Below are 22,271 nucleotides of genomic sequence, written 5' to 3' on the forward strand. Positions count from 1 at the left end.
ATATCCTTTTTCATATGGGCTTCCCATATAAGCATTTCGTTTGTAATCGTTGCTTTGCATTTCTCCAACTAACACATCCTTTAATTAAATTAGTGGTTGTAGTATATCTGAGGGTGACTGGCGTACTAAGTATGTCATTGTATATGATTGTATCCTCAACAATTGGTGATACCATTGTTTTGTGCAATTCTTCAGAAAGAAAATACATGACTATTTCTTCATCATTTGTTATTTTCTTTTCCAGTAGCAATTGGTATTGAATGGGTAATAATGTTAAACAAATGGTGAAAAACAGTGCAACTGAAATTAGTGTTTCTAGCAAGTAAAACCCCCTTTTGATTATGTTTTATAATCATAACATCTTCCTTTGCCAAAAGGACATATTATAAAATAAACACTATAGTCAGTTTTAATTTTTAGAGTACCTGGTTTGTGGAGGTTTCCTTTAGGCGAAAATTGGATTGGCAGCTTTAGTGTAACAGGCTCTATCTCCCATTTAGGCGGATAACTTCGTTCAATGATATTTGTTCCTAATCCACCTTTTCGAATTTGATAGCGATTTTGTTGACGTTCAAAATGAAGATAGTAATTTTCATGTTTTGTCATGGCCAGTTGTTGCAAATACAATAAATCCTTATCAAATTGTTCGATAAATGCTTGATACTGAAAAGTATCATAAGTTTTTAGTGAAATACTAAAACTTATCGCTAGAATGATAGTGGTTAATGAAAGAGCAATAAGCATTTCGATCAGTGTAAATCCGGATTGATTAGTCATCAGCTTCAATTATCAGTTAACCCTAATTTATATGGTTCTGCTGTAATGACTGAAACAATTCTAGTATCGTTATCACATGTTAGGGAATCTACATAATCACCTTCCAAAACAGTAAGATCATCAGGCTTTTCACCATTATCAATTTCGTAAGCAATGACTTGATTTTCTACCATTTGAAGTAGTGCTTCACACCCTTTATCTTGAATCGTATCACTTTTATCAGCTAAATTAGGAACAATTAAAATTAACAGAATACTAATGACAGCTAGTACAATTAACATTTCAATTAAGGTAAACCCTTTTTGATTTTTCATAGAAATTCTCCTTTATTTACATAGTTTTAATATAGTCAAACATCGGTAACATTAATGATAAATAGACAAAAACGATAAATAACGCTAAAACACTTAACAAAATTGGCTGAAGAATGGTTATCCACTTTTTTAAATATGCTTCTATCTGAGCAATTAAATGATCAGCATATAGTGCTAATTCCTGTTGTATTTGAGTTTGGTTTCGATCTTTTATCAAGATTTTGGCTAACTGATCTTCTAGTAGTCTGCATTGTGGCAAAATGGTGGCATAGCTATATCCCTGGGCCAAGTGATCACTAATTATGGTGCTGTAATAATTTACAATATTCTGTTGCTTTTCTGATTTAAGTATTTGCAAGCTATCTTTCATCGTTAAGCCGCTATTAAATAGACTTGCTAAATGATTGGCCATTAGATAGGTAGTTTGCATGCGCTTGTAGTTTTTATAGATAGGAATGTAAAGAAAAAAGGTTATTTTCGCATCAATGTTTAGTAAGTTTTTAAATAATAAGCTGCTGATGAATATCGATATTCCACCAAGTACACTAAAAATGGTTCCATAAAAAATAATATTGATAACAAACTCTGCTGTATGAAATACACTTGTAACATTGTTATTGGTTCCGATTAATTGTGTAAAGGAAGGAAAAATCGATGTTTTCATAAAATAGAGAATGATGAAGAAAAATACAAATAGAAAAAGTGGATAACGCGATAATTTTTTCAACTTTTCAATAAATTGCATGCGCTGTTGCAAAAGCCGACAACACTGCTGTAATCCATTGGTTAAATTACCATGTTGCACAGCTATTTTAAGAAAATGAATAACTTCACTATTGAAATGGACTCTTTCTAATGTATTAACAAATGATTCTCCACCATATAATAAATTTTCCATTTCCTGAAGGAGAGGTCTTAAATGCTTTTCCCATTTTAGAATATCTAATACATCATTAAGACTATAGCCATTGTTTAGTAATTGTTCAAAGCGATGTAAAATATGATATTGATCGTTTAGTGATAAATTATTGTGACGTGTATTATGGATCCATAATATAACCATATGCATAGGCTTTTCTCCTTAGGTTATGGAAAGATGATCGAGATTTGTAATCATGATATTGTAAAATCTGCTCAATATCTTTTGAGTCTAATATTTCCAAGATTGCTGCCCGCTGATCCTTATACTTGGTGAGATTTAATGAAAGGAGCTGTATCGATGCAACTGCAACTAAATTGTGTTCTAAATCGATTTTTTTATTCCCATTTCAAGTAGCCGATGAATTGTTCCTTTTGCATTATTGGCATGTAAAGTCGACAAAACAAGATGTCCTGTGTTCGAAGCACGAAAAGCAAATTTTGCTGTTGCCTGATCGCGTATTTCTCCTACCATAATAATATCCGGATCATGTCTTAGAGCTGCTTTTAAACCTACATCATATGTCATACCTGCCTTTTCGTTTATCTGTACTTGTAATACATTTTCTAACGGTTTTTCGATTGGATCCTCCAATGTAATCGTTTGAAACTTATTATCTGCCATGAAAGCTTTAATAATTGCATATAAGGTGGTAGTTTTACCTGTACCAGTGGCACCGGTTAATAAAATTAAACCAGTTTTGTAATTAAGCCAGTTTTTTATAGTTGTTAGTTGATTGGGAAATAAAAATAGTTGATGCAGGGAATGTACTTGGTGCTGGGGCAATATGCGAATAGCCAAACTTTCTAAATGGTTAGCAGGTAATGTCGATAAACGTAGAGAATACATTTGATTTTGGAATTGATAGTTAATGGAGCCTTGCTGTGGTAAACGATTTTCTCCAATATCCATCTTCCCGGCAAATTTGTAATAAGAAATAATTATCGAATACTGTGGTATAGTAAGGGAAGTATGAAAGATTCTTGTACCGTTGCAACGAAAATATACAAGTATGTTACGCTCGTGAGGAATGAAGTGGATATCTGATGCATAGTCTTTAATGGCAGCCTGCAGTATTTGGTTGGAGATTACCGAGGCTTTATTCAATTAAAAGTTCACCTCCTATTTTTATCATGGTACAATACATATATTCGACATCAATCTCTTTATTCCTTCAAAAAAATAAAAAAAGATGGAGGACTTTAAAATGGAAAGTATATATCTTATTGGTTTTATGGGAAGCGGAAAAACAAGTATCGCAGAAATGTTACAGCAAAAATTAAATTGTAAACTACAAGATACAGATAAAATGATTGAAGATCAATATGAAATGGTGATTCCCCGTATATTCGAAGAAAAAGGGGGGGAAAGAGTTTTCCGAGAATATGAGACTGCGGTTTAAAACAAACAGATAACGAAGATACCATTGTTGCAACGGGGTGGGGGAATTATTGAAAAAGAAGAAAATTGTAACTGGCTTAAAAAACATAGAAATGTCTTCTTTTTAGATACATCCTGGGAAGAAATTAATCGTCGCTTAGTGGATGACGAATTACGACCAATTTGGAATAACCAAAATAGAGATAAAAAACAATTATTAGCAAGGCGGTTACCGGTATATCGCGAAGTAGCGAATTTTATTATTAAAACAGATGGTAAAGCAATCGAAGCAATTGCAGAAGAAATCGTCTCTAAATTAGATGCATAGTATTACATATTGTTGGACATAATATAGGTAAAATTACAAAGGTGTGATTCTATTGCCCAACAATGATTATGTCAAATATATGACCCAAAGAATCGTCAAGTATATGGATACACCAAAAGATGAACGGAAAAACTGGAAAGAACAGCGAAAGCAAGAAAATATACCAGTTTCAAATAAGTGGTTTGGTGTATTACCATTTGCCTTTCGATTGCTTATTCAAAAAAGAAAGCATTAAGTTTTTATCTCCATAAAATCTTTTAAACCTGTTTCTATAAAGAAACAGGTTTTTATTTTTGTCTAGGAAATTATAGAATTAAGCCCTGTGGATAAAGTAAACGCGAGTAGCCACGTCCAGCTCCGAGCGCCAAAAACTAGGCGACTTCACGAATCATCTTACGATAAGTCATCATCGGTTCGCATGCTCTCCGTGATTCCTTTATCTCAGTTGATTCGCTCCAGTCGCTACGTTTTTAACCGGCGCTCTGTGCTTTTGTTCTGTCATTTATTATTTTTTCAAAATGAATTGGGTGGAACTTTCGGTTAAGTAAAATAATCCTGCATTAATCAAGTTAATTTCAATTTTTGGTTCCAGACGTTCATGTAATCTTTCATTCTCTTTTTCAAGAATGTCTCGATTCTCTTCTTGCTTATCAAAAAAGTAATGTACTAATTGTAATTCCTCTTGTAACAAATCTTTCGATTCTCTGGCCCATTGTATATTCGCATCCAACAACTGCTGTTCAATAAATTGAAAGATTCGATTAAATCCACTGATTGGTTTTATGATAGGTGAAATCGTATAACTATAGTCACTCATAGTCCGTTGTAAGACAAATGAATCAATATGTTCCATCATATTTGTTGTAATCGATCCATTTAATAAATGTAAACCGATAGAATAGACTTCCTGCTTTTTTTGACTTCCAATGTAATGTACTGCTACATTAGCAATTAACCATGGTAACAGTGCAGTTTGGACTTGAATATTTGTCTCTTCATATAACATTGTATAGCGAGCTTTCTGTTTGATATGGTTAAATATTTGTTGTAACCGTGGACTACCGAAATGAATCCACTCTTTATTATTTTCTGGTTTCGCTGTACTAGTATCCAATTGTATGGACATCGGTTCTCCCTGACGCCCTGTTTTATCCATATAATGCCAGTAAAAAGGTCGATTCATTAAAACTTGATCTAATTCTCTTGTTAAATGTATAGTCATTTCAGTTCCATTTTCAGTCACAACAACGCACTCGTGACTTGTAAAATATTGTTCTAGAAAGTTGTGTAAATCTGTTATCATAACATTTGCTCCTTATTTGGAGGATCGCTTTGATAGGACTGGATAACTGACGTGAGATTCTCTAGTTTGATTTTTGTTTCTCCGTCTGATTTTGATTCTTGAAATATCTGTTCTACTTCTTTTTCTAAATTTGTGACATTTAAATCAGACAGAATATGATCAAGCTGTCCGATTACATTTTCGAATAATTGAATTTTATTATACAGTAAATTCATGACATGTTCTTCCATTGTACTTTTAATGGCAAAATTATAGATCATAACATTTTGTTCTTGACCATAGCGATGGATACGGCCAATTCTTTGTTCGAGTCTCATTGGATTCCAAGGTAAATCATAATTAATAAGATGATGGCAAAACTGAAGGTTAATCCCTTCACCAGCTGCTTCTGTTGCAATCATTACTTGTGCTTGATTTTGGAAAAGTTGCCTCATCCAATCTTTCTTTCCCTTTTTAAAACCACCACGATAAATAACAGTTGGGATGTTTTCTTTGTGGAGCAGCCACTGTAAGTAAATTTGAGTAGCACGATATTCAGTAAATACTATAAATTTTTCGTTTGATTGATTGATAAGTTCTATAAGTTTTAAAGCTTTTGCATGGTGTGGAAGTTGTTCAATCATGGATAAAATAGTAAAAGCTTCCGGTAATTGATTTTCAGTATATTCATGCAGCCATTTTTTCAAAGATAAATAACAAGCCTCACGAGAACTGCAAAATTCTCTTAAGTAGGTGATAGAGGAGATCGATTTAAATTCCCTTAAAAATTGTTCCATTTTTTTATAGATATTTAATTCTTCTTCAGAAAATGAAATCCAAATGGTCTCAATTTTTCTGACCGTCCAATGTATTCCAGTATCTATTCTTCGGTTTCTTATCATGATTTTACTAATTAATTGTTTTAAATAGGGATCCTCATCAATATTACGGTTTTGTTCACGGTAAGTCTGGATAAAGTCTTCATAAGTACCGAGATAGCCGGGCTTTAGCAAACTAATTAAATTAAAGATGTCTGTCAATTGATTTTGGACTGGGGGTTGCAGTTAGAAGTAAACAATACTTTTTTGATAGCTGTTGTACAAATTGAAAGTTTTTTGTTTTGTGGTTCTTCAATTTGTGCGCTTCATCGACAATTACCATATCATAATTTTGTGCTAATATTGCTTGACGATGCTTTGCTAACTTTGCCGTATCCAGTGTGGTGATTAAAATAGCTGTGTCTTGCCAATTTACACGTTTACTAGCAGTAAGAGCAGGTATTAAAAATTTTTGATTTAATTCAACCGCCCATTGATTAACTAGTGAAGCAGGCACTAATATAAGTACTTTTTGGACGAGATTTCTTAATAAATATTCTTTTAATATAAGTCCAGCTTCAATTGTTTTTCCTAATCCAACTTCATCTGCCAGTAATGCTCTGCCATTCATTTTTTGAATAGCGTTTTTCGCAGATTCTAATTGGTGTGGCAAGAACTCCATGTGTGGCAAGAATTTAGGTGCTGCCAATTCATTAAAGCTTGTTATTTTCATGGTATCTGCAATTTGATATGCCTGCTTAAATAGTTTCCAGTCTGCTAATAGAGCTGGGTTTTTTATTGCTTCAGTATAATTTTCTACAAACGCATTATCTCTGATTACTGGTATATTATGCATCAAAAGCCATCCTATCGTAGTCCAATTTCTCTTTATTGTAGCCTGATAAGATAAAGTTATACGTAAGAGTTCTTAACTACATTCTTTATTTATGATAAAAATAAAGTTAGCTGAAAAGAAAACCCCATGGAAAGGGAAGCGAACAGCCGGAGCGGCTGTTTAGCAGTAAAAATCTTTCAAAATTGCCACAGGCGTTATGGCGCATTATCTTTCTTTTATTCATCAACTTAGTTTGAGAAATATAGAAATTAAATTTTAAACTAATTACTCAGAGGGTGAAATACGTTTATACTTTGATTTATGCGCTTGTTTTTTTTATAAAGAAAAACCGAGTGGTTTCACTCGGTTTAGTAATCTAACTTTTTTGTTTTTTTAATTTTTCCGGACCATTTTTTATAGCCGCCTTGCAATTGATACAAATCCTTGTATCCCTTTTTGTCTAAAATTAATGCTGCTCTCATGGATCTTGAACCATTTTGACAATATAAATAAATAGGTTGGTCTTTTCTTAATTCAGTTAGTCTTTGCTTTAACTGTGTCATGGGAATGTTTCTTGCTCCCAATATATGACCACCATCGTATTCTTTTGGTTCTCTAACATCAATCAATTGAGCTTTTCGATATCCTTCGCGAAATTCACTCTCTGATAAACTATTAAGGATTTTCTTTTGTTTAAAGTAGCGATAGACGGTAAAGATAATGAATATTACCAAAATCCCGATTAAAATGTATAGTTCTGTCAATTTGCATCCCCCATTAAATTTCTTTTCTTACCTCTAACAAGGATTATACCATTTAATAGTATCAAATAAAGCAAAAAACTTCGATAGAGTTAATTATATTAGATGGCTTGTTTCAGTGATAAAACTATTGTATGCTTTTATTTACATAATAAACTTATTATTGGAGGATTGTTATGCCTACACCAACTATGGAAGATTATATAGAACAAATATACATACTGATGGAAACAAAAGGATATGCACGGGTTTCAGCTATTGCTGAAGCACTTCAAGTACAACCATCATCTGTAACGAAAATGGTTCAAAAGTTAGATAGAGATGAATACCTCAATTATGAAAAGTATCAAGGTCTTATTTTAACCTCCAAAGGAAAAAAAATTGGTGAAAGATTAGTTTACCGACACGAACTTTTAGAAAGATTTCTACGAATCATCGGAGTGAAGGAGGAGAATATTTATACTGATGTGGAAGGAATTGAACATCATCTAAGTTGGAACTCGATTGATAGAATTGGTGATGTTGTACAATTTCTCGAAGATCCAGAGCATGCGGAAGTATTGAAAGCCTTACAACCAAAAGATGATTAAATCGTATTGTTCTATCTACTGGTAAATTTATATATATATATATAATATACCAGTTAGTTAGGGTGATAAGATGAAAATTGATGGTGTTTTTTCTGGAGGTGGTGTAAAAGCTTATACCTTCTTAGGTGCACTACAGGCTTTAGAAGAAAAAAACATTCAGTTTGAAAGAGTGGCAGGAACTTCAGCCGGTGCATTATTCGCAACATTTATTGCAGCTGGTTATACTGCGAAAGAAATGAAGGATATATTTTTAGATCTACCTCTGGATAGTTTTTTAGATCAGTCAAAGCTGAGTAGTTTCTTTCCGTTTATTAAATGGTTAACCTTATTTCAAACAATGGGTTTATATCGTGGCAATAACTTTGAATTATGGTTACAGGAAAAACTATCTGATAAGGGAATTATCCATTTTACTGATTTACCATTTGATAAATTAAAAATTGTTGCAGCAGATTTAACATTAAATCAAGTTGTTATTTTTCCAGATGATCTGAAGAGAAATTATCATATAGAACCATCCTATTTTAAAATAGCGAAAGCTGTCCGCAGTAGTATTTCAATTCCATATTTCTTTCGCCCTTCTAAAATAATGAATCCATTAACCAGGCAAAAAAGTTATCTGGTAGATGGTATGATTCTTAGCAACTTCCCATTATGGCTATTTGATAGAGAAGATGCAGCTCGTGTCCGTCCCATATTAGGTATGCAATTAACAGATCAAAAGCAATTTTATCATCATGCAAAAATCTCTAACGCTATTGAGATGTTATTAGCTTTAATGGGCACAATGCGAAACGCTTATGATACCAAGTATATTTCAGAAAATATAGCAAAGGATATATTGTTTTTTCCAATTAATGATGTTAACGCAACGGACTTTAATCTTTCAAAGGAAAAGAAAGAAAAGCTCATTGATTTAGGTTACAAACGAACAATTCAGTATTTATTAAAATGGAGCAGATAAAAGAAGAACAGAACCTATAAAGAGGCTCTGTTCTTCTTTTTCTGTTTATTACCATTTATCACGCGAAGTTGTGGAATGTTTTTTCGGTTTTGTTTCAATGAATGATTAATCTTTTTGTGCGATGTATTTTGTTTGATTGGGGTAGGCTGCATTTTACTATAATTATTACGATAGTTATATTTCTGTTTTGACTGTTTAACAGCTTTTCGGTATTTTCGTATATCATTTGGCTGCCGTTTTCTAATCAGGAAGAAATAAACTAAACCAAAAATAACTGCACCAATAGTTAGCGATAATAAGAGAGAAGTAAGGAAGCCAAGTGCGTTGGTGATTAATGCTGTGACAAAACCTAATATTGCTAAGCCTATCAGAAAATACACCAGAGCAGATGTAATGGTCTTTTTCATGCAAGCATTCCTCCTTTACAATTCATGATATGGGAATTTAGGTTCTTTCTATAGTTATACCCTTTATTAGTTAGTTTTTATACAAGAATATCATATTAATTGAAAAATAATGATACTTACAAGAATTTTTATTTAGATATTGACAGTTTCTGAACATGAGGTAAGCATGAAAAAAAACATTTGTGGTTACGCTATAAACTGAGGTGATCACTTTGAGACGTATAAAACAAGAAGAAAATCTAGAGAAAAAAACTTCTCTAATCCCGAAAGTAATTAGCATCGGTTTTTTGGTGGCCTGTTATGGAGTATAGCTGGAGCGATTACAGGATATTTTAATTTTACAACCATTACACCAAAAAGTTTTGTATTACGATCCTGGTTGCATACAGAATGGTCGGATCGATGGATGGGACAGATCCTTTCAATACTGGTAATCAGTTTATTATCTATTGGCATTGCCTGTTTATATTATCTTTTATTAAAAAAATATGACGGAGTCATGCCAGGAATTATAGTAGGGATTATTATATGGTTTATTTTATTCTGGTTAATGGAGCCGATATTTCCAAATATTCCTGAGTTTTATCGTTTAGATGGAAATACAATTGTTACAACAATATGTTTATTCATACTATATAGTGTATTTATCAGTTACTCTATTTCTTTTGCTTACCTTCAGCATATTGATAAAAAACAGTAAACATTTATGTTATTATGATATAGAAAGAATCTGGATGGAGTGAAAATATGGGGGGGAAATTATTATTGTTAAACGGTCCAAATCTTAATCGTCTCGGTAAAAGAGAACCAGGTATTTATGGGAGTAAGACACTTTCAGATGTAGAGAAAGAGCTTTCTGCTGCTGTGGAACCTTTTGAATATCAAATTGATGCGAAACAGTCTAATCATGAAGGACAACTTATTGATTGGATTCAAGAGTCGGAAGGAAGTTATGATGGAATTATTTTTAATCCGGGAGGTTATACACATACCAGTGTAGCTATTCGTGATGCTATTAGTTCTGTAACCGTTCCTGTAATTGAGGTCCATATTTCTAATGTACATCAACGTGAAGCATTTCGTCATACATCCATGCTGGCACCCGTATGTGAAGGTCAGATAGTAGGATTAGGAACGAAAGGTTATTTCTTGGCTGCAAAGTATTTTATAGAAAATTAGAATAATGTAGAAAGGATTTTTTGAATGAAGCGGTTAGAGAAACTAAGAATTTTAATTAAAGAAGAGCATATAGATGGTTTATTGATAACAAGTGCAGTAAATAGAAGATACATAACAGGTTTTACTGGAACAGCTGGAGTTGCGCTTATCACATCCAATGAAGCATATTTTATTACAGATTTCCGATATACTGAGCAAGCAAATGAACAAGTTACAGGGTTTGAGATTATCGAGCACAAGGGACCAATTCAAGAGACGATTGCGGATATGGTAACGTCATTAAAATTGCGTAATATTGGTTTCGAGAAGAATGATCTAACTTATGCATTGTATGAACAATATAAAAAAGTAATCAATGTTGAATTTATACCAACCAACGAAGTAGTTGAAAAATTACGCTTGATTAAAGACCAAGATGAGATTAATATAATAAAAGAAGCTTGTAAAATTGCAGATAATGCTTTTGATCATATTTTGAGCTATATAAAACCAGGAGTTAAAGAAATTGATGTTGCAAATGAACTAGAGTTTTATATGCGCAAGCAAGGAGCTACTTCTTCAAGCTTTGATATTATTGTAGCTTCCGGTTTCAGATCTGCTTTACCTCATGGTGTTGCATCATCAAAACAAATAGAAATTGGCGAATTAGTGACGTTAGACTTTGGCGCTTTATATAAAGGCTATAGTTCCGATATAACTAGAACGGTTGCTGTAGGAATGATATCTTCTGAATTGCAAACTATTTATCAAACGGTTTTAGAAGCGCAATTAAAAGGTGTGGAGGGATTAAAAGCTGGTATTACAGCCAAAGATGCTGATGCACTTACTCGAGACCATATTGCACAAAAGGGATTTGGTAGCTATTTTGGTCATGCGACAGGACATGGATTAGGGTTAGATGTTCATGAAAAACCGGGATTATCATTCCGTTCTTCGGAAACATTAAAAGCAGGTATGGTTGTAACAGTGGAGCCAGGTATTTATGTGCCAAATGTTGGTGGTTGTCGTATTGAAGATGATATTTTAATTTATGACAATGGTTGTGAACGTTTAACGAATTCACCAAAAGAATTAATTCAATTACCAGTATAATAAGGGAATATAGAGGAGGAATTTGATGATTTCAGTAAATGAATTTAAAACAGGTCTGACCATTGAAGTAGATGGTGGAATATGGCAAGTATTAGAATTTCAACATGTTAAACCAGGTAAAGGTGCGGCATTTGTTCGGTCTAAATTACGTAATTTACGTAATGGTAATATACAAGAAAAGACATTTCGCGGTGGGGAAAAAGTAAACAGAGCGCATATTGAAAATAATAAGATGCAATATTTATATGCGAATGGAGATACGCATATGTTTATGGATACTAATACATATGACCAAGTGGAATTACCTGCTAGCCAACTCGAAAGAGAGTTACAGTTCATTAAAGAAAATATGGAAGTAAATATATTGACATATGGAGCGAAACGATCGGTATCGACTTGCCTAATAACGTTGAATTGGAAGTTACGGAAACAGAACCTGGTGTCAAGGGGGGGGATACAGCAAGTGGTGGTACAAAACCTGCTACATTGGAAACAGGACTTACCGTACAGGTACCATTCTTTGTCAATCAGGGAGATCGCCTAATAATCTCTACAGCTGATGGAAAATACGTTTCTCGAGCATAAATAGAAAACTACTAAGTAGCTTACTTAGTAGTTTTTTTGTCAAAAAAAGGATCAATTTTTAATAAAGTCATGTTTTTATACTTCTTTTTAAAGAGTTATGATATCTATTTCCTCGGATCTAATTCATATGAAAATTGAAGGTGTTCCATTTTAAAAAGGTTATATCTACTATTTTCTCGCATAGAATATTTATAGAAATAGATCAAGGAAAAGAGGAAAATAATTATGGAACAAGTCTTACAAATCCTTCCTAGCGATATTTCTAACTGTATTAAGAAATATATGGATCGAGAACAGATTGATATTCAAGAGATTAGACTTCGAGTCAATCAACCTATCGAAATTAATGATGGTAAGCATGTATTTTGGTTAAAGAATCATTTTTTTCAGCCTCAGATGCTACGCTATTTCTTAACAAGATAAGTGAATTTTCTTTGTACCGCTTAGAAGAAGAGTTAAGAAATGGATTTATAACAATAGCAGGAGGCATCGAATCGGTATTTCAGGCTCTGTAATTGTTGAAAATAGTAAAGTGAAGGCAATTCATCATGTGAGTTCCTTTAACATTAGAATAGCAAAACCGCAATTTGGTATGATTCAACCTTATTTGTCCTACATCTTAACTGATAAGATTCAAAACACCTTAATTATTGGGCCCCCACAATCAGGTAAAACTACATTGCTACGTGATTTAGCTAATTATTGTGCAACTAGCACCTCAACAAGAAGCAGTTATAAAACAGCTATAGTAGATGAACGGTCAGAAATTTGTGCATCAATTAATGGAGTACCGCAACATCTATTAGGATCTCGTATTGATGTACTTGACAGATGTCCTAAAGCAGAAGGTATGATGATGTTTATTCGTTCGATGTCTCCTGAATTAATTATAGTAGATGAGATTGGTAGTCAAAAAGATGTCGAGGCTATTGATGAGGTGATACATGCTGGTGTACAGCTTGTCTGTACGGTTCATGGACGATCATTTGCAGAAATTAGTGAAAGACCGACGATAAAAAATATTATAAAGAATAAAATTTTTCAACGTTTTATGGTGTTATCAAATCAAACAACTGTGGGAGAAGTCATAGAAATATTAGACGAGGAAGGACAGTCTCTCTATCGTTCAAGAGTGATGATCAAATGAAATGGATTGCATCAATTGTACTTATATTCTCATTAACTTTGCTAGGTCATGAGTATGCCAAGAATTTAGCTAATCGACCCAAACTAATTAGGTTATTTAAAACAGCATTACAAATTCTTGAAGCAGAAATTGTATATAGTCATGCCACGATACGAGAAGCGCTAATTTCTGTTACAAAACAAACTCCAGAGCCGATATCTAACCTGTTTCTACATATTGCGAAAGATATTCAACAGGAAAAGGAAGAATTGTTTCCAATATGGGAAAAACATATGGAAGATTTTCATAAGAATTCATCGATACAAAAAGATGATGCAGAGATCCTTAATCAATTTGGAAGAACATTAGGCCAGTACGATATCTACCAGCAACAAAAATATGTAAGGTTAACTATTACTCATCTGGAAAGAAATCTCGTAGAAGCAGAAGAAAAACATCAACGTTACGGAAATATGTCAAGAAGTATAGGCTTTTTAACAGGGATGTTAATCGTTTTACTCTTGTTATAGAGAGGAGTTATCGCGTGATCGGTGACACTAGTGTATTATTTCAAATTGCAGGAATTGGAATTATTGTTGCGATGATTCACACCATATTAAAACAAATGGGAAAAGAAGAATACGCTCAATTCGTTAGTTTAGTTGGATTTATTATTGTTTTATTATTTGTATTGAACAGTATTTCTGATTTGTTCCAACAAATAAGAGCTGTCTTCTTTCTTAAAGGATAAATATATATGGAGATAATCGGTGTAATAAGTATTGGAATTATTGCCACTGTTTTCTTTTTGCTTTTGAAGGACAAGCAGCCTAGTATTGCGTTTCTTATTGTTGTTCTTACTGTATTATACTTTTTTATTTATGTCATTCAGTATGTTCAGGAAATACTTCAATTGATTACGTATTTAGGTGAGAGGGCTAATATTAATGATGTGTATATAAAAACGATACTTCAAATAATTGGTATCTCTTATATCACAGAAATTGGAGCCAATATTGTTAAAGATGCAGGATTAGAGTCAATTGCTGTAAAAATTGAAATGATTGGGAAAGTATTCATTCTTATTTTAGCCATTCCCATATTTAAGTCTCTGATAGAAACAATTATTAATATTTTCCCAGTCTCCTGACAAGGAAGGATTCTTATGAAGCATGTAAAGAAAATTATTTTACTATTTATGGTGATCTCTATCATTCCAATAGAAGTTTCAGCGGAAGTAACCAATCAGAAAGAGGAATACCATAACCTGATCGAAGGAACGGAATTAGAAGCATATTGGGATTACTTGGGGGATGAGTATCAGGACGCACTGCCGGAACTATCAAAAGAGAGCTTATGGAATATGATCAAGGGGGGAAGGCGAAGTTACACTTCAGTCATGGTTGAAAGGATTTCTTCGGTATTTTTTATATGAAATTGTAGAAAACGGTAAATTATTAGCTACTTTAATGTTACTTACATTATTTTGTTTATTATTACAGACGATTCAAAATGCTTTTGAAAATCAGGTGGTAAGTAAAGTAGCATATGCGATCGTATACGTGATGTTGATTATCATTGCATTAAAAAGCTTTCAGTTAGCCAGTAGCTATGTATTAGAAACAGTAGAAATGGCTAAAAATTTCTTGATTGCTTTATTACCATTACTTTTAGGCCTGCTCGCTTCACTAGGACATCTTGTAACCATTTCTTTTTTTCATCCGATCATAATCTTTTTAATACATGCCAGTGTATTTATTATTTCAAAGATTGTTCTGCCACTATTTTTAATTTCAGCAATATTACAAATCGTAAGTACGATAAGTCCTGAATATAAAGCCACCAAGTTAGCAAATTTAATAAAAAATATCGCTATTAGTCTGATGGGGGATTTTGTTAACTGTGTTTTTAGGAGTTATCTCTGTGCAGGGAGCTGCCAGTGCGATTCAAGATGGAATTGCAATGAAGACGGCTAAATTTGTGACAGGTAATTTTATTCCCGTGATCGGAAGAATTTTTACTGATGCAACAGATACAGTTCTCAGCGCAACGATATTAATTAAAAATGGGATTGGTATGGTAGGCGTAGTAATTTTAATAGGTATTGTTTTATTCCCAGCTATTAAAATTTTTGCTATATCTTTAATGTATAAAGTAGCAACAGCAATTTTACAACCGGTTGGAGATGGACCTGTAATTGAATGTCTCGATATCATTGGCAGACATATTCTTTATTTATTTGCTGCACTGTTATTAGTAACATTTATGTTTTTCTTTACGATAGTAATTTTAATTATATCAAGTAATATTACCATGATGGTGAGATAGGGGGGGGCAAAATCATTGAATACTTATCCAATTGGATTCTTCAAATTATTATATATATGATATTAGCCATGCTTGTTGATTTGATTTTACCTAATTCCAACTTAAAGCAATATGTCAAATTAGTTGTAGGTTTACTACTCATTTTAATCATATTACAACCAATACTCTCCATATTTAAAGTGGATGTTCATCAAATGGTAGATCAGTTAATACGTACGAATACTGATCCAACAGTTGAAGCAAATATAGAAAATCAAATGAATAAACAAAAAAGTGAAATAGAACAGATACAAGCTGCATATATATTAGATGAAATGGTTGTCCAAATGGAAAATTTAGTAGAGGAGGAGTTACAGGAAACATACGGTTATCAAATTGTTAATGTAGAAGCAAATTGGATCAATTCTGCAGCAACAGATAGTAAGGAACTGGAACGGGTGGATGTCCAGCTTATTCCCAGTGATGACCAAGAAAATAAGGTAGAAAAGGTGTATATTCAAATCGGTGAGACAGATCCTCCAACGTCAAAAATTCCAAAAGATGAGGCAGATATTAAATTATTTTTAGGAGAAAGATGGGACATTGAAGAGGATATTATTCATATAGCATGGAAGGAGGAATAAGGTGCCTGAATGGATGGATAAGATTATGTCGAGCTTAAAAGTTAGAGATAAAAAACCATCAAAACTTCAATATATCGCATTACTCATTCTACTAGCAGTTTTTATCTTAATGGTAAGTAATTTGTTTGGTGAAAAAGAAAGTGATAATCAACTAACTAATCCTCCTGTTTTAATGGAGGCCTCTGAAGATGAAAACGAACAAGAAACATGGAAACAATCAGAAGGAACAACAGCAAGTTCAAAAATAGCAGATGTAGAAGCTGTATATGAAAAAGATTTAATTCTGTTATTAGAAAAAATAACAGGTGTTGCAGATGTAGAAGTAATGGTTAATTTAGATGCAACAAATGAGCAAGTGTATCAGAAGAATTTAGTAATAGGATCACAAATAACTAATGAAACCGATCAAAGTGGTGGTAATCGAAAGATTGATGATGAGACAAGAGAACAGACTGTTGTCATTATTCGACAAGGTGAAGAAGAAGTGCCGCTTCTAGTACAAACAAAAAAGCCAGAAGTTAGAGGGGGGGTTCTAATTGTTGCAAAGGGTGTGGATAATCTTGAAGTGAAAAAGTGGGTAATGGATGCCGTATCAAAAGTATTAGATGTACCAGCTCATCGAATTTCGGTTATGCCGAAAAACACATAGTTTCTAGGAGGGGGGGAAAAGAATGTTAAAAAAACAAACGGTATGGTTGTTAACAATGTTAAGTTTAATGATTGTTTTAAGTGTGTATTATTTGAATGCTCCAAATGAAGGTGATTTAGCTTTTGTTGACTCTGAAGAACAGCAAAATCAAACTGCCTCATCTTCTGCGGTTGAACAAATGGATGAATTAGTTACAGATGAAATGAAAAACGTAACAGAAGAAGGTAATGTTGAAGAATTAGATACTTCTTCCATCAATTCTAATGAGTATTTCACGGCTGTTCGTATGGAAATAACGAATAAGCGAAGTATAGAGAAAGAAAGACTTGAAGGTATTACTGCATCAAGTGAAAGCAGTTCAGAAGAAGTAAATGAAGCATATGAAGCTATGAAAGAAATCGAAATGCTTAATGAAAAAGAAAGTATTTTGGAAGAAACGATAAAGGTTTTAAATGGATATGAGCAGGTGCTGGTGCGAAATGTGTCCGATAATAATGTTGTGGTAACGGTGCAAACCGATTCGCTTTCTGCTACAGAAGCTAATGAAATCATTCAACACGCTAAAGACGAATTCGGTGAAATTAAAATCGATGTTGTATACCAAGCAAGTTAGTATTTTTTCCAAAGCTTTGCTGACAGTCCAGACTGTCAGCATTTTTATAGTTCAAAATTAGATATAACTCTACTGTTCATTGCATTAACAACCTTTTAAAACAAGTTGTACTTTCTTGCACATAAGGAAGATTATACGACATAACTCTTGTGACAATTTTGAACTTGTATTTTCCTGCTAAGCAGCCGCTCCGGCTGCCCACTTCCCTTTCCGTGGGGGGTTTTCTTCTCAGCTAACTTTTCCAAGCAAAGATCGCTTGAAAAAGTGGATCTTCAAAGAAAACATTCCCACAGGAGTGAAAGCGGGCGCCTTCGCTATTAATTTGCTCTACAACGATTAAGACCAATATCATTTTGACTTTCCAAAAGGATAATACCTATAAATCGAGATAGGAGAGTCACAATTTTACCACTTGCTGTTATTGTAGAATATTATTTAGCGCAGGCGTCCACTTCGACTCCTGGGGGATCAGCGTGATCTGAAGATCCACTTTGTAAAGTGTCTTTCTTTACAAAGTTAGCTGAAGACACGCCCCCCCGGAAAGCGAAGTGGGCAAGCCGAAGCGGTTGTTACACCTAATATAAATTTCAAAATGACTACTCATTAAATCGAAGTTATGTCGCATCATCTTTCCTATGTACAATAATATGGAGTATTTGGTGGTTTGGCTTTTATTAGTTAAATTGCGAAGATTCTTCAGTTTATTTTGAAAAGGGAAGCTAAAGTTGTGGAAAATCTAATCATTCCTATAGACAAGGGTTGCAGTTTTTTTTAGTATTGCGTAAAATATTAGAAGGAGTTATTAGTACCTGTTATTAAATGTAACAAAAGATGAAGGGGGGTGCAGAAATGCTAACAGTAGAAGAAATCAATCAATTAATCGAAAAAATTGATCAATCATCCATTGATGAATTTATGTATGAAGAAAAAGGAGCAAAAATTAAACTAAAGAAAAATAATGGGGGGGTAGTATCTACATCCACAGCATTACAATCTAATATCCAAAATACGCCTCAACCAGTTATGGAATCTGTTCCAAAACAAAGCGCTGAAAAAGAGGAAACAGCAACACAACAAGAAACGGAAACGAAAGCAAACTATGATTATGAGATCGTTTCACCGATGGTTGGAACATTTTACAGCTCGTCATCACCTGATCAACCTGTTTTTGTACATGTAGGAGATCAAGTGAATGAAGATTCCGTTGTATGTATCGTGGAAGCAATGAAACTATTTAATGAAATAGAAGCAGATGTAAAAGGGACAATAACCGAAATACTAGCGGAAAATGGTGAATTAGTAGAATATGGCCAACCATTATTTCGAATTAAGAAGGCATAAGGGGGGGATGACATTGTGATTAAGAAACTTTTAATTGCTAACCGTGGAGAAATTGCAGTTCGAATTATCCGATCTGCTAAAGAAATGGGAATTGAAACGGTCGCAGTATACTCAGAAGCAGATAGTGAAGCCTTACATGTTCAGTTAGCAGACGAAGCATATTGTATAGGGCCTAAATTGAGTTCAGATAGCTATTTAAATTTTACTAATATAATGAGTGTAGCAACTTTGACTGAATCTGATGCGATACATCCTGGATATGGATTCCTTTCAGAAAATGCTGATTTTGCAGAAATATGTGTTGCATGTAACATTACGTTCGTTGGTCCAAGTGCTTATGCTATTCAAAAAATGGGTACTAAAGATGTTGCAAGAGAAACGATGAAACAAGCAGGTGTTCCTGTTGTTCCAGGTTCGAATGGCATTATTAAAGATGAAGAAGAAGGACTGAAGGTAGCAAAGGAAATCGGATTTCCGGTCATTATTAAGGCTACAGCTGGTGGTGGTGGAAAAGGTATTCGCGTGGCCAGGTCTGAACAAGAATTAAAGAAAGGTATTCGAGTTACTCAAAATGAAGCAGAAAAAGCCTTTGGTAATCCAGGTGTATACTTAGAGAAATTTATTGAAGATTTTCGTCATGTTGAAATACAAGTCTTAGCGGACAATCACGGCAATACCATTCACCTTGGTGAGCGTGACTGCACGATTCAACGAAGACTTCAAAAATTAATAGAAGAAACGCCGTCACCAGCTATTACTGAGGATATGAGAGCGAAAATGGGTGAAGCTGCGGTAAAAGCAGCAAAAGCAGTTAATTACTCTGGAGCAGGCACAATCGAATTCATTTTTGATAAACAGGAAAATACATTTTATTTTATGGAGATGAATACGCGTATTCAAGTAGAACATCCAGTTACGGAGATGGTAACCGGGGGGGTGGATATAGTTAAAGAACAACTTTATATCGCAAATAATGAAAAGCTAAGATATAAACAAGAAGATATCTCTTTTAAAGGATGGGCAATGGAGTGTCGTATTAATGCTGAGAATCCTAGCAAAGACTTTATGCCATCACCAGGTAAAATAGAAATGTATCTTCCACCAGGCGGCTTAGGTGTAAGACTTGACTCAGCAGTATATCCAGGATATCAAATACCACCTTATTATGATTCCATGATTGCAAAATTAATCACATATGGTAAGACAAGAAAAGAAGCAGTAGATCGAATGAAACGAGCACTTGACGAGTATATTATAGAAGGCATTTATACGACAATTCCTTTTCATCAACGTATGATGATCCACCCAGTTTTTGTTGAAGGTGATTTTAATACGGGATTTTTAGAAAAGTATAGTATAATGGATAAAGAGTAAGATTATCATAATTAAAGGGGGGGCTTCATCATGGCTGAAAACCAACTACTTAACGTAGGAGAATCTACATCCTTAGGAAAAGTGGAAATAGCGCCAGATGTATTAGAAGTTATCGCTGGTATTGCTACAGCAGAAATCCCTGGTGTATATAGTATGAGAGGAAACTTTGCGTCAGACGTTGCTGAACGTTTTGGAAAGAAAGCGTCGCACGGTAAGGGAATAAAAGTGGAATTAAGTGAAGAAGCTGTTTTTATTGATATTTATATTGTTGTTGATTATGGTCACTCAGTTCCAAGATTAGCGGAAAAAATCCAGTTCAATGTTAGGCAAGCAATCGAAAATATGACAGCGATCCAGATAAAAGAGATTAATATCCATATAGTTGGTGTGCAAATGGAGCATTCAACTGATGAGAAAATGGAATAAAATTTTTATAAAAAAAACAGCATAAATTTGGAATTAAAGTCCTGCAGTAAAAAAACTGCATGGGCTTTTTACGTTTATTTAACTTGAGAATATATAACATTGTTCCTCTTCTCATGATTTTCCGATGTAAGATTATATGATTTTATGGTAATAATTTTTATAACATGATATTATGTGAAGATGAACAATATGATCGTGATAAGGAGTAGGAAAAGTTAATGAAAAGAAGAATTGCACGTGAGAAAGCATTACAGATTTTATTTTCTCTAGATACGGAAGAATATAATATTGAAACAACTTTAGAGCACACATTGAACGGGGAAGAGCGCGATACATTCTTATTAAAGATTGTAAAAGGTGTTGCTGAAAATCAACAACATATCGATGAAAAGATAGCAAGTAATTTAGAAAAGTGGTCAATGGCAAGACTTGCCATTGTGGAAAAAACCTTACTTAGAATTGCTGCGTATGAATTATTTTATTTAAAAGATGCACCTGAAAGTGTAATAATAAATGAAGCTATAGAAATTGCCCATGTTTTTGGGGACGAGAAATCAGGTAAATTTATTAATGGTGTATTATCAAAAATGGTTAAATAAAGGGGGAGTTTTTGTGTCAGCAGAAGTTATTTATGGAAATGAGCTAGCCCAATCATTACGAGATGAAATGAAAAAGGAAGTAACGGAACTTCGAAATAAAGGAATAATACCCGGATTAACAGTCGTATTAATAGGTGATGATCCCGCTTCTAAATCGTATGTGAAAGGTAAACAGAAAGCATCAGATTATGTGGGTGTAGATTCAGAATTAATTGAATTACCGGATACCACCACACAAGCCCAATTATTATCTCTAATAAATGAACTTAATGAAAAAGAATCTGTGCATGGAATTTTGGTTCAATTACCCTTACCAAGTCATATCGAAGAGCAAGTTGTCATTGAAGCAATCTCTCCAGAAAAAGATGTAGATGGTTTTCATCCTATTAATATTGGTCGAATGATGACTGGAAAGGATACGTTTTTTCCATGCACACCGTATGGGATTATCCAAATGATGAAGTCTAAAAATATTTCGTTAGAAGGCAAACACGCTGTAATAATTGGCAGAAGTAATATTGTTGGGAAACCTGTAGGTCAACTATTGCTAAATGAGAATGCTACGGTAACTTATTGTCATTCAAGAACGAAGGAAATGGAAAAATACATAGAATCTGCTGATATATTAATTGTTGCTGTTGGAAAAGCGAATTTTATCAATGGGGGGGATCATATTAAAGAAGGAGCAATCGTCATCGACGTAGGTGTCAATCGAATTGAAGATGGATCATTAACAGGCGATGTAGATTTTGATTCTGCAAAAGAAAAAGCAAGTTATATCACTCCTGTTCCAAAGGGAGTAGGACCAATGACGATTACGATGCTGATGCATAATACGATCAAGTCTGCTAAGAAAATCAATGGTTTAGCCTAAATAAACCATTTCAACTTGAGGAATATTTATAAATTATATAAGATAGAATTTAAAGGTCATTCTTTTTCATCAGAATGACCTTTTATA

At 33.6% G+C, this 22,271-nt stretch carries 27 protein-coding genes and 4 pseudogenes; 22 read left to right on the forward strand and 9 right to left on the reverse strand.

Annotated features, from left to right (window positions below):
* Positions 1 to 10 precede the first annotated feature (10 nt).
* From JCM21714_RS19665 to comGA, 5 genes are all read right to left on the reverse strand, one after another.
* Positions 11 to 322, reverse strand: a complete 312-nt coding sequence (locus JCM21714_RS19665; protein ID WP_035720893.1) for a hypothetical protein — start codon at positions 320 to 322, stop codon at positions 11 to 13.
* A 17-nt stretch (positions 323 to 339) separates the two neighbouring features.
* A complete protein-coding gene (gene comGD / locus JCM21714_RS00635; RefSeq protein WP_235182525.1) occupies positions 340 to 777 on the reverse strand; it encodes a competence type IV pilus minor pilin ComGD in 438 nt (145 codons plus the stop codon).
* A 5-nt stretch (positions 778 to 782) separates the two neighbouring features.
* The gene (gene comGC / locus JCM21714_RS00640) at positions 783 to 1,091 is read right to left on the reverse strand and encodes a competence type IV pilus major pilin ComGC (RefSeq protein ID WP_035720898.1); all 309 of its coding nucleotides are present in this window, start codon (positions 1,089 to 1,091) and stop codon (positions 783 to 785) included.
* A 16-nt stretch (positions 1,092 to 1,107) separates the two neighbouring features.
* Positions 1,108 to 2,154: a type II secretion system F family protein gene (locus tag JCM21714_RS00645; RefSeq protein ID WP_235182526.1), complete on the reverse strand. Its 1,047-nt coding sequence runs from the start codon at positions 2,152 to 2,154 to the stop codon at positions 1,108 to 1,110.
* A 180-nt stretch (positions 2,155 to 2,334) separates the two neighbouring features.
* Entirely contained in the window at positions 2,335 to 3,117 is a 783-nt protein-coding gene (gene comGA / locus JCM21714_RS00650) for a competence type IV pilus ATPase ComGA (RefSeq protein WP_369403374.1), read from the reverse strand.
* Positions 3,118 to 3,244: 127 nt separating this feature from the next.
* On the opposite strand from comGA, the pseudogene JCM21714_RS00655 reads away from it, so the two are divergent.
* Both JCM21714_RS00655 and JCM21714_RS00660 read left to right on the forward strand, forming a co-directional pair.
* Positions 3,245 to 3,718: pseudogene (locus tag JCM21714_RS00655) on the forward strand (shikimate kinase).
* Between the two features lie 52 nt (positions 3,719 to 3,770).
* On the forward strand, positions 3,771 to 3,953 hold the full coding sequence (locus JCM21714_RS00660; RefSeq protein WP_035720901.1) for a YqzE family protein: 183 nt from the start codon (positions 3,771 to 3,773) through the stop codon (positions 3,951 to 3,953).
* A gap of 270 nt (positions 3,954 to 4,223) precedes the next feature.
* Here the strand turns inward: JCM21714_RS00660 and JCM21714_RS00665 are convergent, their stop codons facing one another.
* The 3 genes and pseudogenes from JCM21714_RS00665 to JCM21714_RS00675 all read right to left on the reverse strand — a co-directional run bounded on the left by JCM21714_RS00665 (position 4,224) and on the right by JCM21714_RS00675 (position 7,417).
* On the reverse strand, positions 4,224 to 5,021 hold the full coding sequence (locus JCM21714_RS00665) for a YqhG family protein (protein ID WP_035720904.1): 798 nt from the start codon (positions 5,019 to 5,021) through the stop codon (positions 4,224 to 4,226).
* Positions 5,018 to 6,674, reverse strand: a pseudogene (locus JCM21714_RS24605) (DEAD/DEAH box helicase). Before JCM21714_RS24605 ends, JCM21714_RS00665 begins: the two are co-directional and overlap by 4 nt.
* Positions 6,675 to 7,021: 347 nt before the next feature.
* Positions 7,022 to 7,417, reverse strand: a complete 396-nt coding sequence (locus JCM21714_RS00675) for a rhodanese-like domain-containing protein (protein WP_035720906.1) — start codon at positions 7,415 to 7,417, stop codon at positions 7,022 to 7,024.
* Positions 7,418 to 7,590: 173 nt separating this feature from the next.
* Here JCM21714_RS00675 and mntR point away from each other — a divergent pair, with 173 nt between their 5' ends.
* The gene (gene mntR, locus JCM21714_RS00680; RefSeq protein WP_035720908.1) at positions 7,591 to 8,004 is read left to right on the forward strand and encodes a transcriptional regulator MntR; all 414 of its coding nucleotides are present in this window, start codon (positions 7,591 to 7,593) and stop codon (positions 8,002 to 8,004) included.
* 70 nt (positions 8,005 to 8,074) lie between these two features.
* Complete coding sequence (locus tag JCM21714_RS00685; RefSeq protein WP_035720910.1) at positions 8,075 to 8,968, forward strand: patatin-like phospholipase family protein; 894 nt, start codon at positions 8,075 to 8,077, stop codon at positions 8,966 to 8,968.
* A 14-nt stretch (positions 8,969 to 8,982) separates the two neighbouring features.
* Here JCM21714_RS00685 and JCM21714_RS00690 read toward each other — a convergent pair whose 3' ends face one another.
* The gene (locus tag JCM21714_RS00690) at positions 8,983 to 9,375 is read right to left on the reverse strand and encodes an SA1362 family protein (RefSeq protein WP_035720913.1); all 393 of its coding nucleotides are present in this window, start codon (positions 9,373 to 9,375) and stop codon (positions 8,983 to 8,985) included.
* 319 nt (positions 9,376 to 9,694) lie between these two features.
* Here JCM21714_RS00690 and JCM21714_RS00695 point away from each other — a divergent pair, with 319 nt between their 5' ends.
* The 18 genes and pseudogenes from JCM21714_RS00695 (at position 9,695) to folD (ending at position 22,184) form a co-directional block, all read left to right on the forward strand.
* Positions 9,695 to 10,075: a YqhR family membrane protein gene (locus JCM21714_RS00695; RefSeq protein ID WP_235182556.1), complete on the forward strand. Its 381-nt coding sequence runs from the start codon at positions 9,695 to 9,697 to the stop codon at positions 10,073 to 10,075.
* 47 nt (positions 10,076 to 10,122) lie between these two features.
* Positions 10,123 to 10,554: a type II 3-dehydroquinate dehydratase gene (gene aroQ, locus JCM21714_RS00700; protein WP_035720916.1), complete on the forward strand. Its 432-nt coding sequence runs from the start codon at positions 10,123 to 10,125 to the stop codon at positions 10,552 to 10,554.
* A gap of 24 nt (positions 10,555 to 10,578) precedes the next feature.
* Positions 10,579 to 11,646, forward strand: coding sequence for a M24 family metallopeptidase (locus JCM21714_RS00705; protein ID WP_035720919.1), 1,068 nt, complete (start codon positions 10,579 to 10,581; stop codon positions 11,644 to 11,646).
* A gap of 25 nt (positions 11,647 to 11,671) precedes the next feature.
* Positions 11,672 to 12,231, forward strand: a pseudogene (gene efp, locus JCM21714_RS00710) (elongation factor P).
* A gap of 225 nt (positions 12,232 to 12,456) precedes the next feature.
* Complete coding sequence (locus JCM21714_RS20640) at positions 12,457 to 12,654, forward strand: hypothetical protein (RefSeq protein WP_052000306.1); 198 nt, start codon at positions 12,457 to 12,459, stop codon at positions 12,652 to 12,654.
* Between the two features lie 109 nt (positions 12,655 to 12,763).
* Positions 12,764 to 13,378, forward strand: a complete 615-nt coding sequence (locus JCM21714_RS18975; RefSeq protein ID WP_235182527.1) for an AAA ATPase domain-containing protein — start codon at positions 12,764 to 12,766, stop codon at positions 13,376 to 13,378.
* A complete protein-coding gene (gene spoIIIAB / locus JCM21714_RS00720; RefSeq protein ID WP_035720921.1) occupies positions 13,375 to 13,887 on the forward strand; it encodes a stage III sporulation protein SpoIIIAB in 513 nt (170 codons plus the stop codon). The genes JCM21714_RS18975 and spoIIIAB overlap by 4 nt, the downstream gene beginning before the upstream one ends.
* A 14-nt stretch (positions 13,888 to 13,901) precedes the next feature.
* Positions 13,902 to 14,108: a stage III sporulation protein AC gene (gene spoIIIAC, locus JCM21714_RS00725; RefSeq protein WP_018934528.1), complete on the forward strand. Its 207-nt coding sequence runs from the start codon at positions 13,902 to 13,904 to the stop codon at positions 14,106 to 14,108.
* A 6-nt stretch (positions 14,109 to 14,114) separates the two neighbouring features.
* Positions 14,115 to 14,507: a stage III sporulation protein AD gene (gene spoIIIAD, locus JCM21714_RS00730; RefSeq protein WP_035720924.1), complete on the forward strand. Its 393-nt coding sequence runs from the start codon at positions 14,115 to 14,117 to the stop codon at positions 14,505 to 14,507.
* A gap of 15 nt (positions 14,508 to 14,522) precedes the next feature.
* Positions 14,523 to 15,685 (forward strand): annotated as a pseudogene (gene spoIIIAE, locus JCM21714_RS24610) (stage III sporulation protein AE).
* A gap of 14 nt (positions 15,686 to 15,699) precedes the next feature.
* Positions 15,700 to 16,308 (forward strand): stage III sporulation protein AF, encoded by a 609-nt coding sequence (gene spoIIIAF, locus JCM21714_RS00740; RefSeq protein ID WP_268748269.1) that lies wholly within the window; start codon positions 15,700 to 15,702, stop codon positions 16,306 to 16,308.
* 1 nt (position 16,309) lies between these two features.
* Positions 16,310 to 16,957: a stage III sporulation protein AG gene (gene spoIIIAG, locus JCM21714_RS00745; RefSeq protein ID WP_052000308.1), complete on the forward strand. Its 648-nt coding sequence runs from the start codon at positions 16,310 to 16,312 to the stop codon at positions 16,955 to 16,957.
* Between the two features lie 22 nt (positions 16,958 to 16,979).
* Positions 16,980 to 17,570, forward strand: a complete 591-nt coding sequence (locus tag JCM21714_RS00750) for a SpoIIIAH-like family protein (RefSeq protein ID WP_035720930.1) — start codon at positions 16,980 to 16,982, stop codon at positions 17,568 to 17,570.
* An 849-nt stretch (positions 17,571 to 18,419) separates the two neighbouring features.
* Complete coding sequence (accB, locus tag JCM21714_RS00755; RefSeq protein WP_035721782.1) at positions 18,420 to 18,911, forward strand: acetyl-CoA carboxylase biotin carboxyl carrier protein; 492 nt, start codon at positions 18,420 to 18,422, stop codon at positions 18,909 to 18,911.
* Positions 18,912 to 18,926: 15 nt separating this feature from the next.
* Positions 18,927 to 20,285 carry an acetyl-CoA carboxylase biotin carboxylase subunit gene (gene accC / locus JCM21714_RS00760; protein WP_035720933.1) on the forward strand — a complete coding sequence of 453 codons (1,359 nt, stop codon included), beginning with the start codon at positions 18,927 to 18,929 and terminating at the stop codon, positions 20,283 to 20,285.
* A 30-nt stretch (positions 20,286 to 20,315) separates the two neighbouring features.
* Positions 20,316 to 20,711, forward strand: coding sequence for an Asp23/Gls24 family envelope stress response protein (locus tag JCM21714_RS00765; RefSeq protein ID WP_035720936.1), 396 nt, complete (start codon positions 20,316 to 20,318; stop codon positions 20,709 to 20,711).
* A 218-nt stretch (positions 20,712 to 20,929) separates the two neighbouring features.
* A complete protein-coding gene (nusB, locus tag JCM21714_RS00770) occupies positions 20,930 to 21,310 on the forward strand; it encodes a transcription antitermination factor NusB (protein ID WP_035720938.1) in 381 nt (126 codons plus the stop codon).
* Between the two features lie 13 nt (positions 21,311 to 21,323).
* Positions 21,324 to 22,184: a bifunctional methylenetetrahydrofolate dehydrogenase/methenyltetrahydrofolate cyclohydrolase FolD gene (folD, locus tag JCM21714_RS00775; RefSeq protein WP_035720940.1), complete on the forward strand. Its 861-nt coding sequence runs from the start codon at positions 21,324 to 21,326 to the stop codon at positions 22,182 to 22,184.
* Positions 22,185 to 22,271 lie beyond the last annotated feature (87 nt).

The organism is Gracilibacillus boraciitolerans JCM 21714, from assembly GCF_000521485.1.
Taxonomy (GTDB): domain Bacteria; phylum Bacillota; class Bacilli; order Bacillales; family Amphibacillaceae; genus Gracilibacillus; species Gracilibacillus boraciitolerans.

Bases quoted from the DNA above. Each gene is read 5' to 3' on its own strand.
- comGD (WP_235182525.1), bottom strand. From the start codon at position 777: ATGACTAATCAATCCGGATTTACACTGATCGAAATGCTTATTGCTCTT.
- comGC (WP_035720898.1), bottom strand. From the start codon at position 1,091: ATGAAAAATCAAAAAGGGTTTACCTTAATTGAAATGTTAATTGTACTA.
- JCM21714_RS00645 (WP_235182526.1), bottom strand. From the start codon at position 2,154: ATGGTTATATTATGGATCCATAATACACGTCACAATAATTTATCACTA.
- JCM21714_RS00665 (WP_035720904.1), bottom strand. From the start codon at position 5,021: ATGATAACAGATTTACACAACTTTCTAGAACAATATTTTACAAGTCAC.
- mntR (WP_035720908.1), top strand. From the start codon at position 7,591: ATGCCTACACCAACTATGGAAGATTATATAGAACAAATATACATACTG.
- JCM21714_RS00685 (WP_035720910.1), top strand. From the start codon at position 8,075: ATGAAAATTGATGGTGTTTTTTCTGGAGGTGGTGTAAAAGCTTATACC.
- JCM21714_RS00690 (WP_035720913.1), bottom strand. From the start codon at position 9,375: ATGAAAAAGACCATTACATCTGCTCTGGTGTATTTTCTGATAGGCTTA.
- aroQ (WP_035720916.1), top strand. From the start codon at position 10,123: ATGGGGGGGAAATTATTATTGTTAAACGGTCCAAATCTTAATCGTCTC.
- JCM21714_RS00705 (WP_035720919.1), top strand. From the start codon at position 10,579: ATGAAGCGGTTAGAGAAACTAAGAATTTTAATTAAAGAAGAGCATATA.
- JCM21714_RS20640 (WP_052000306.1), top strand. From the start codon at position 12,457: ATGGAACAAGTCTTACAAATCCTTCCTAGCGATATTTCTAACTGTATT.
- spoIIIAB (WP_035720921.1), top strand. From the start codon at position 13,375: ATGAAATGGATTGCATCAATTGTACTTATATTCTCATTAACTTTGCTA.
- spoIIIAD (WP_035720924.1), top strand. From the start codon at position 14,115: ATGGAGATAATCGGTGTAATAAGTATTGGAATTATTGCCACTGTTTTC.
- JCM21714_RS00750 (WP_035720930.1), top strand. From the start codon at position 16,980: ATGTTAAAAAAACAAACGGTATGGTTGTTAACAATGTTAAGTTTAATG.
- accB (WP_035721782.1), top strand. From the start codon at position 18,420: ATGCTAACAGTAGAAGAAATCAATCAATTAATCGAAAAAATTGATCAA.
- JCM21714_RS00765 (WP_035720936.1), top strand. From the start codon at position 20,316: ATGGCTGAAAACCAACTACTTAACGTAGGAGAATCTACATCCTTAGGA.
- nusB (WP_035720938.1), top strand. From the start codon at position 20,930: ATGAAAAGAAGAATTGCACGTGAGAAAGCATTACAGATTTTATTTTCT.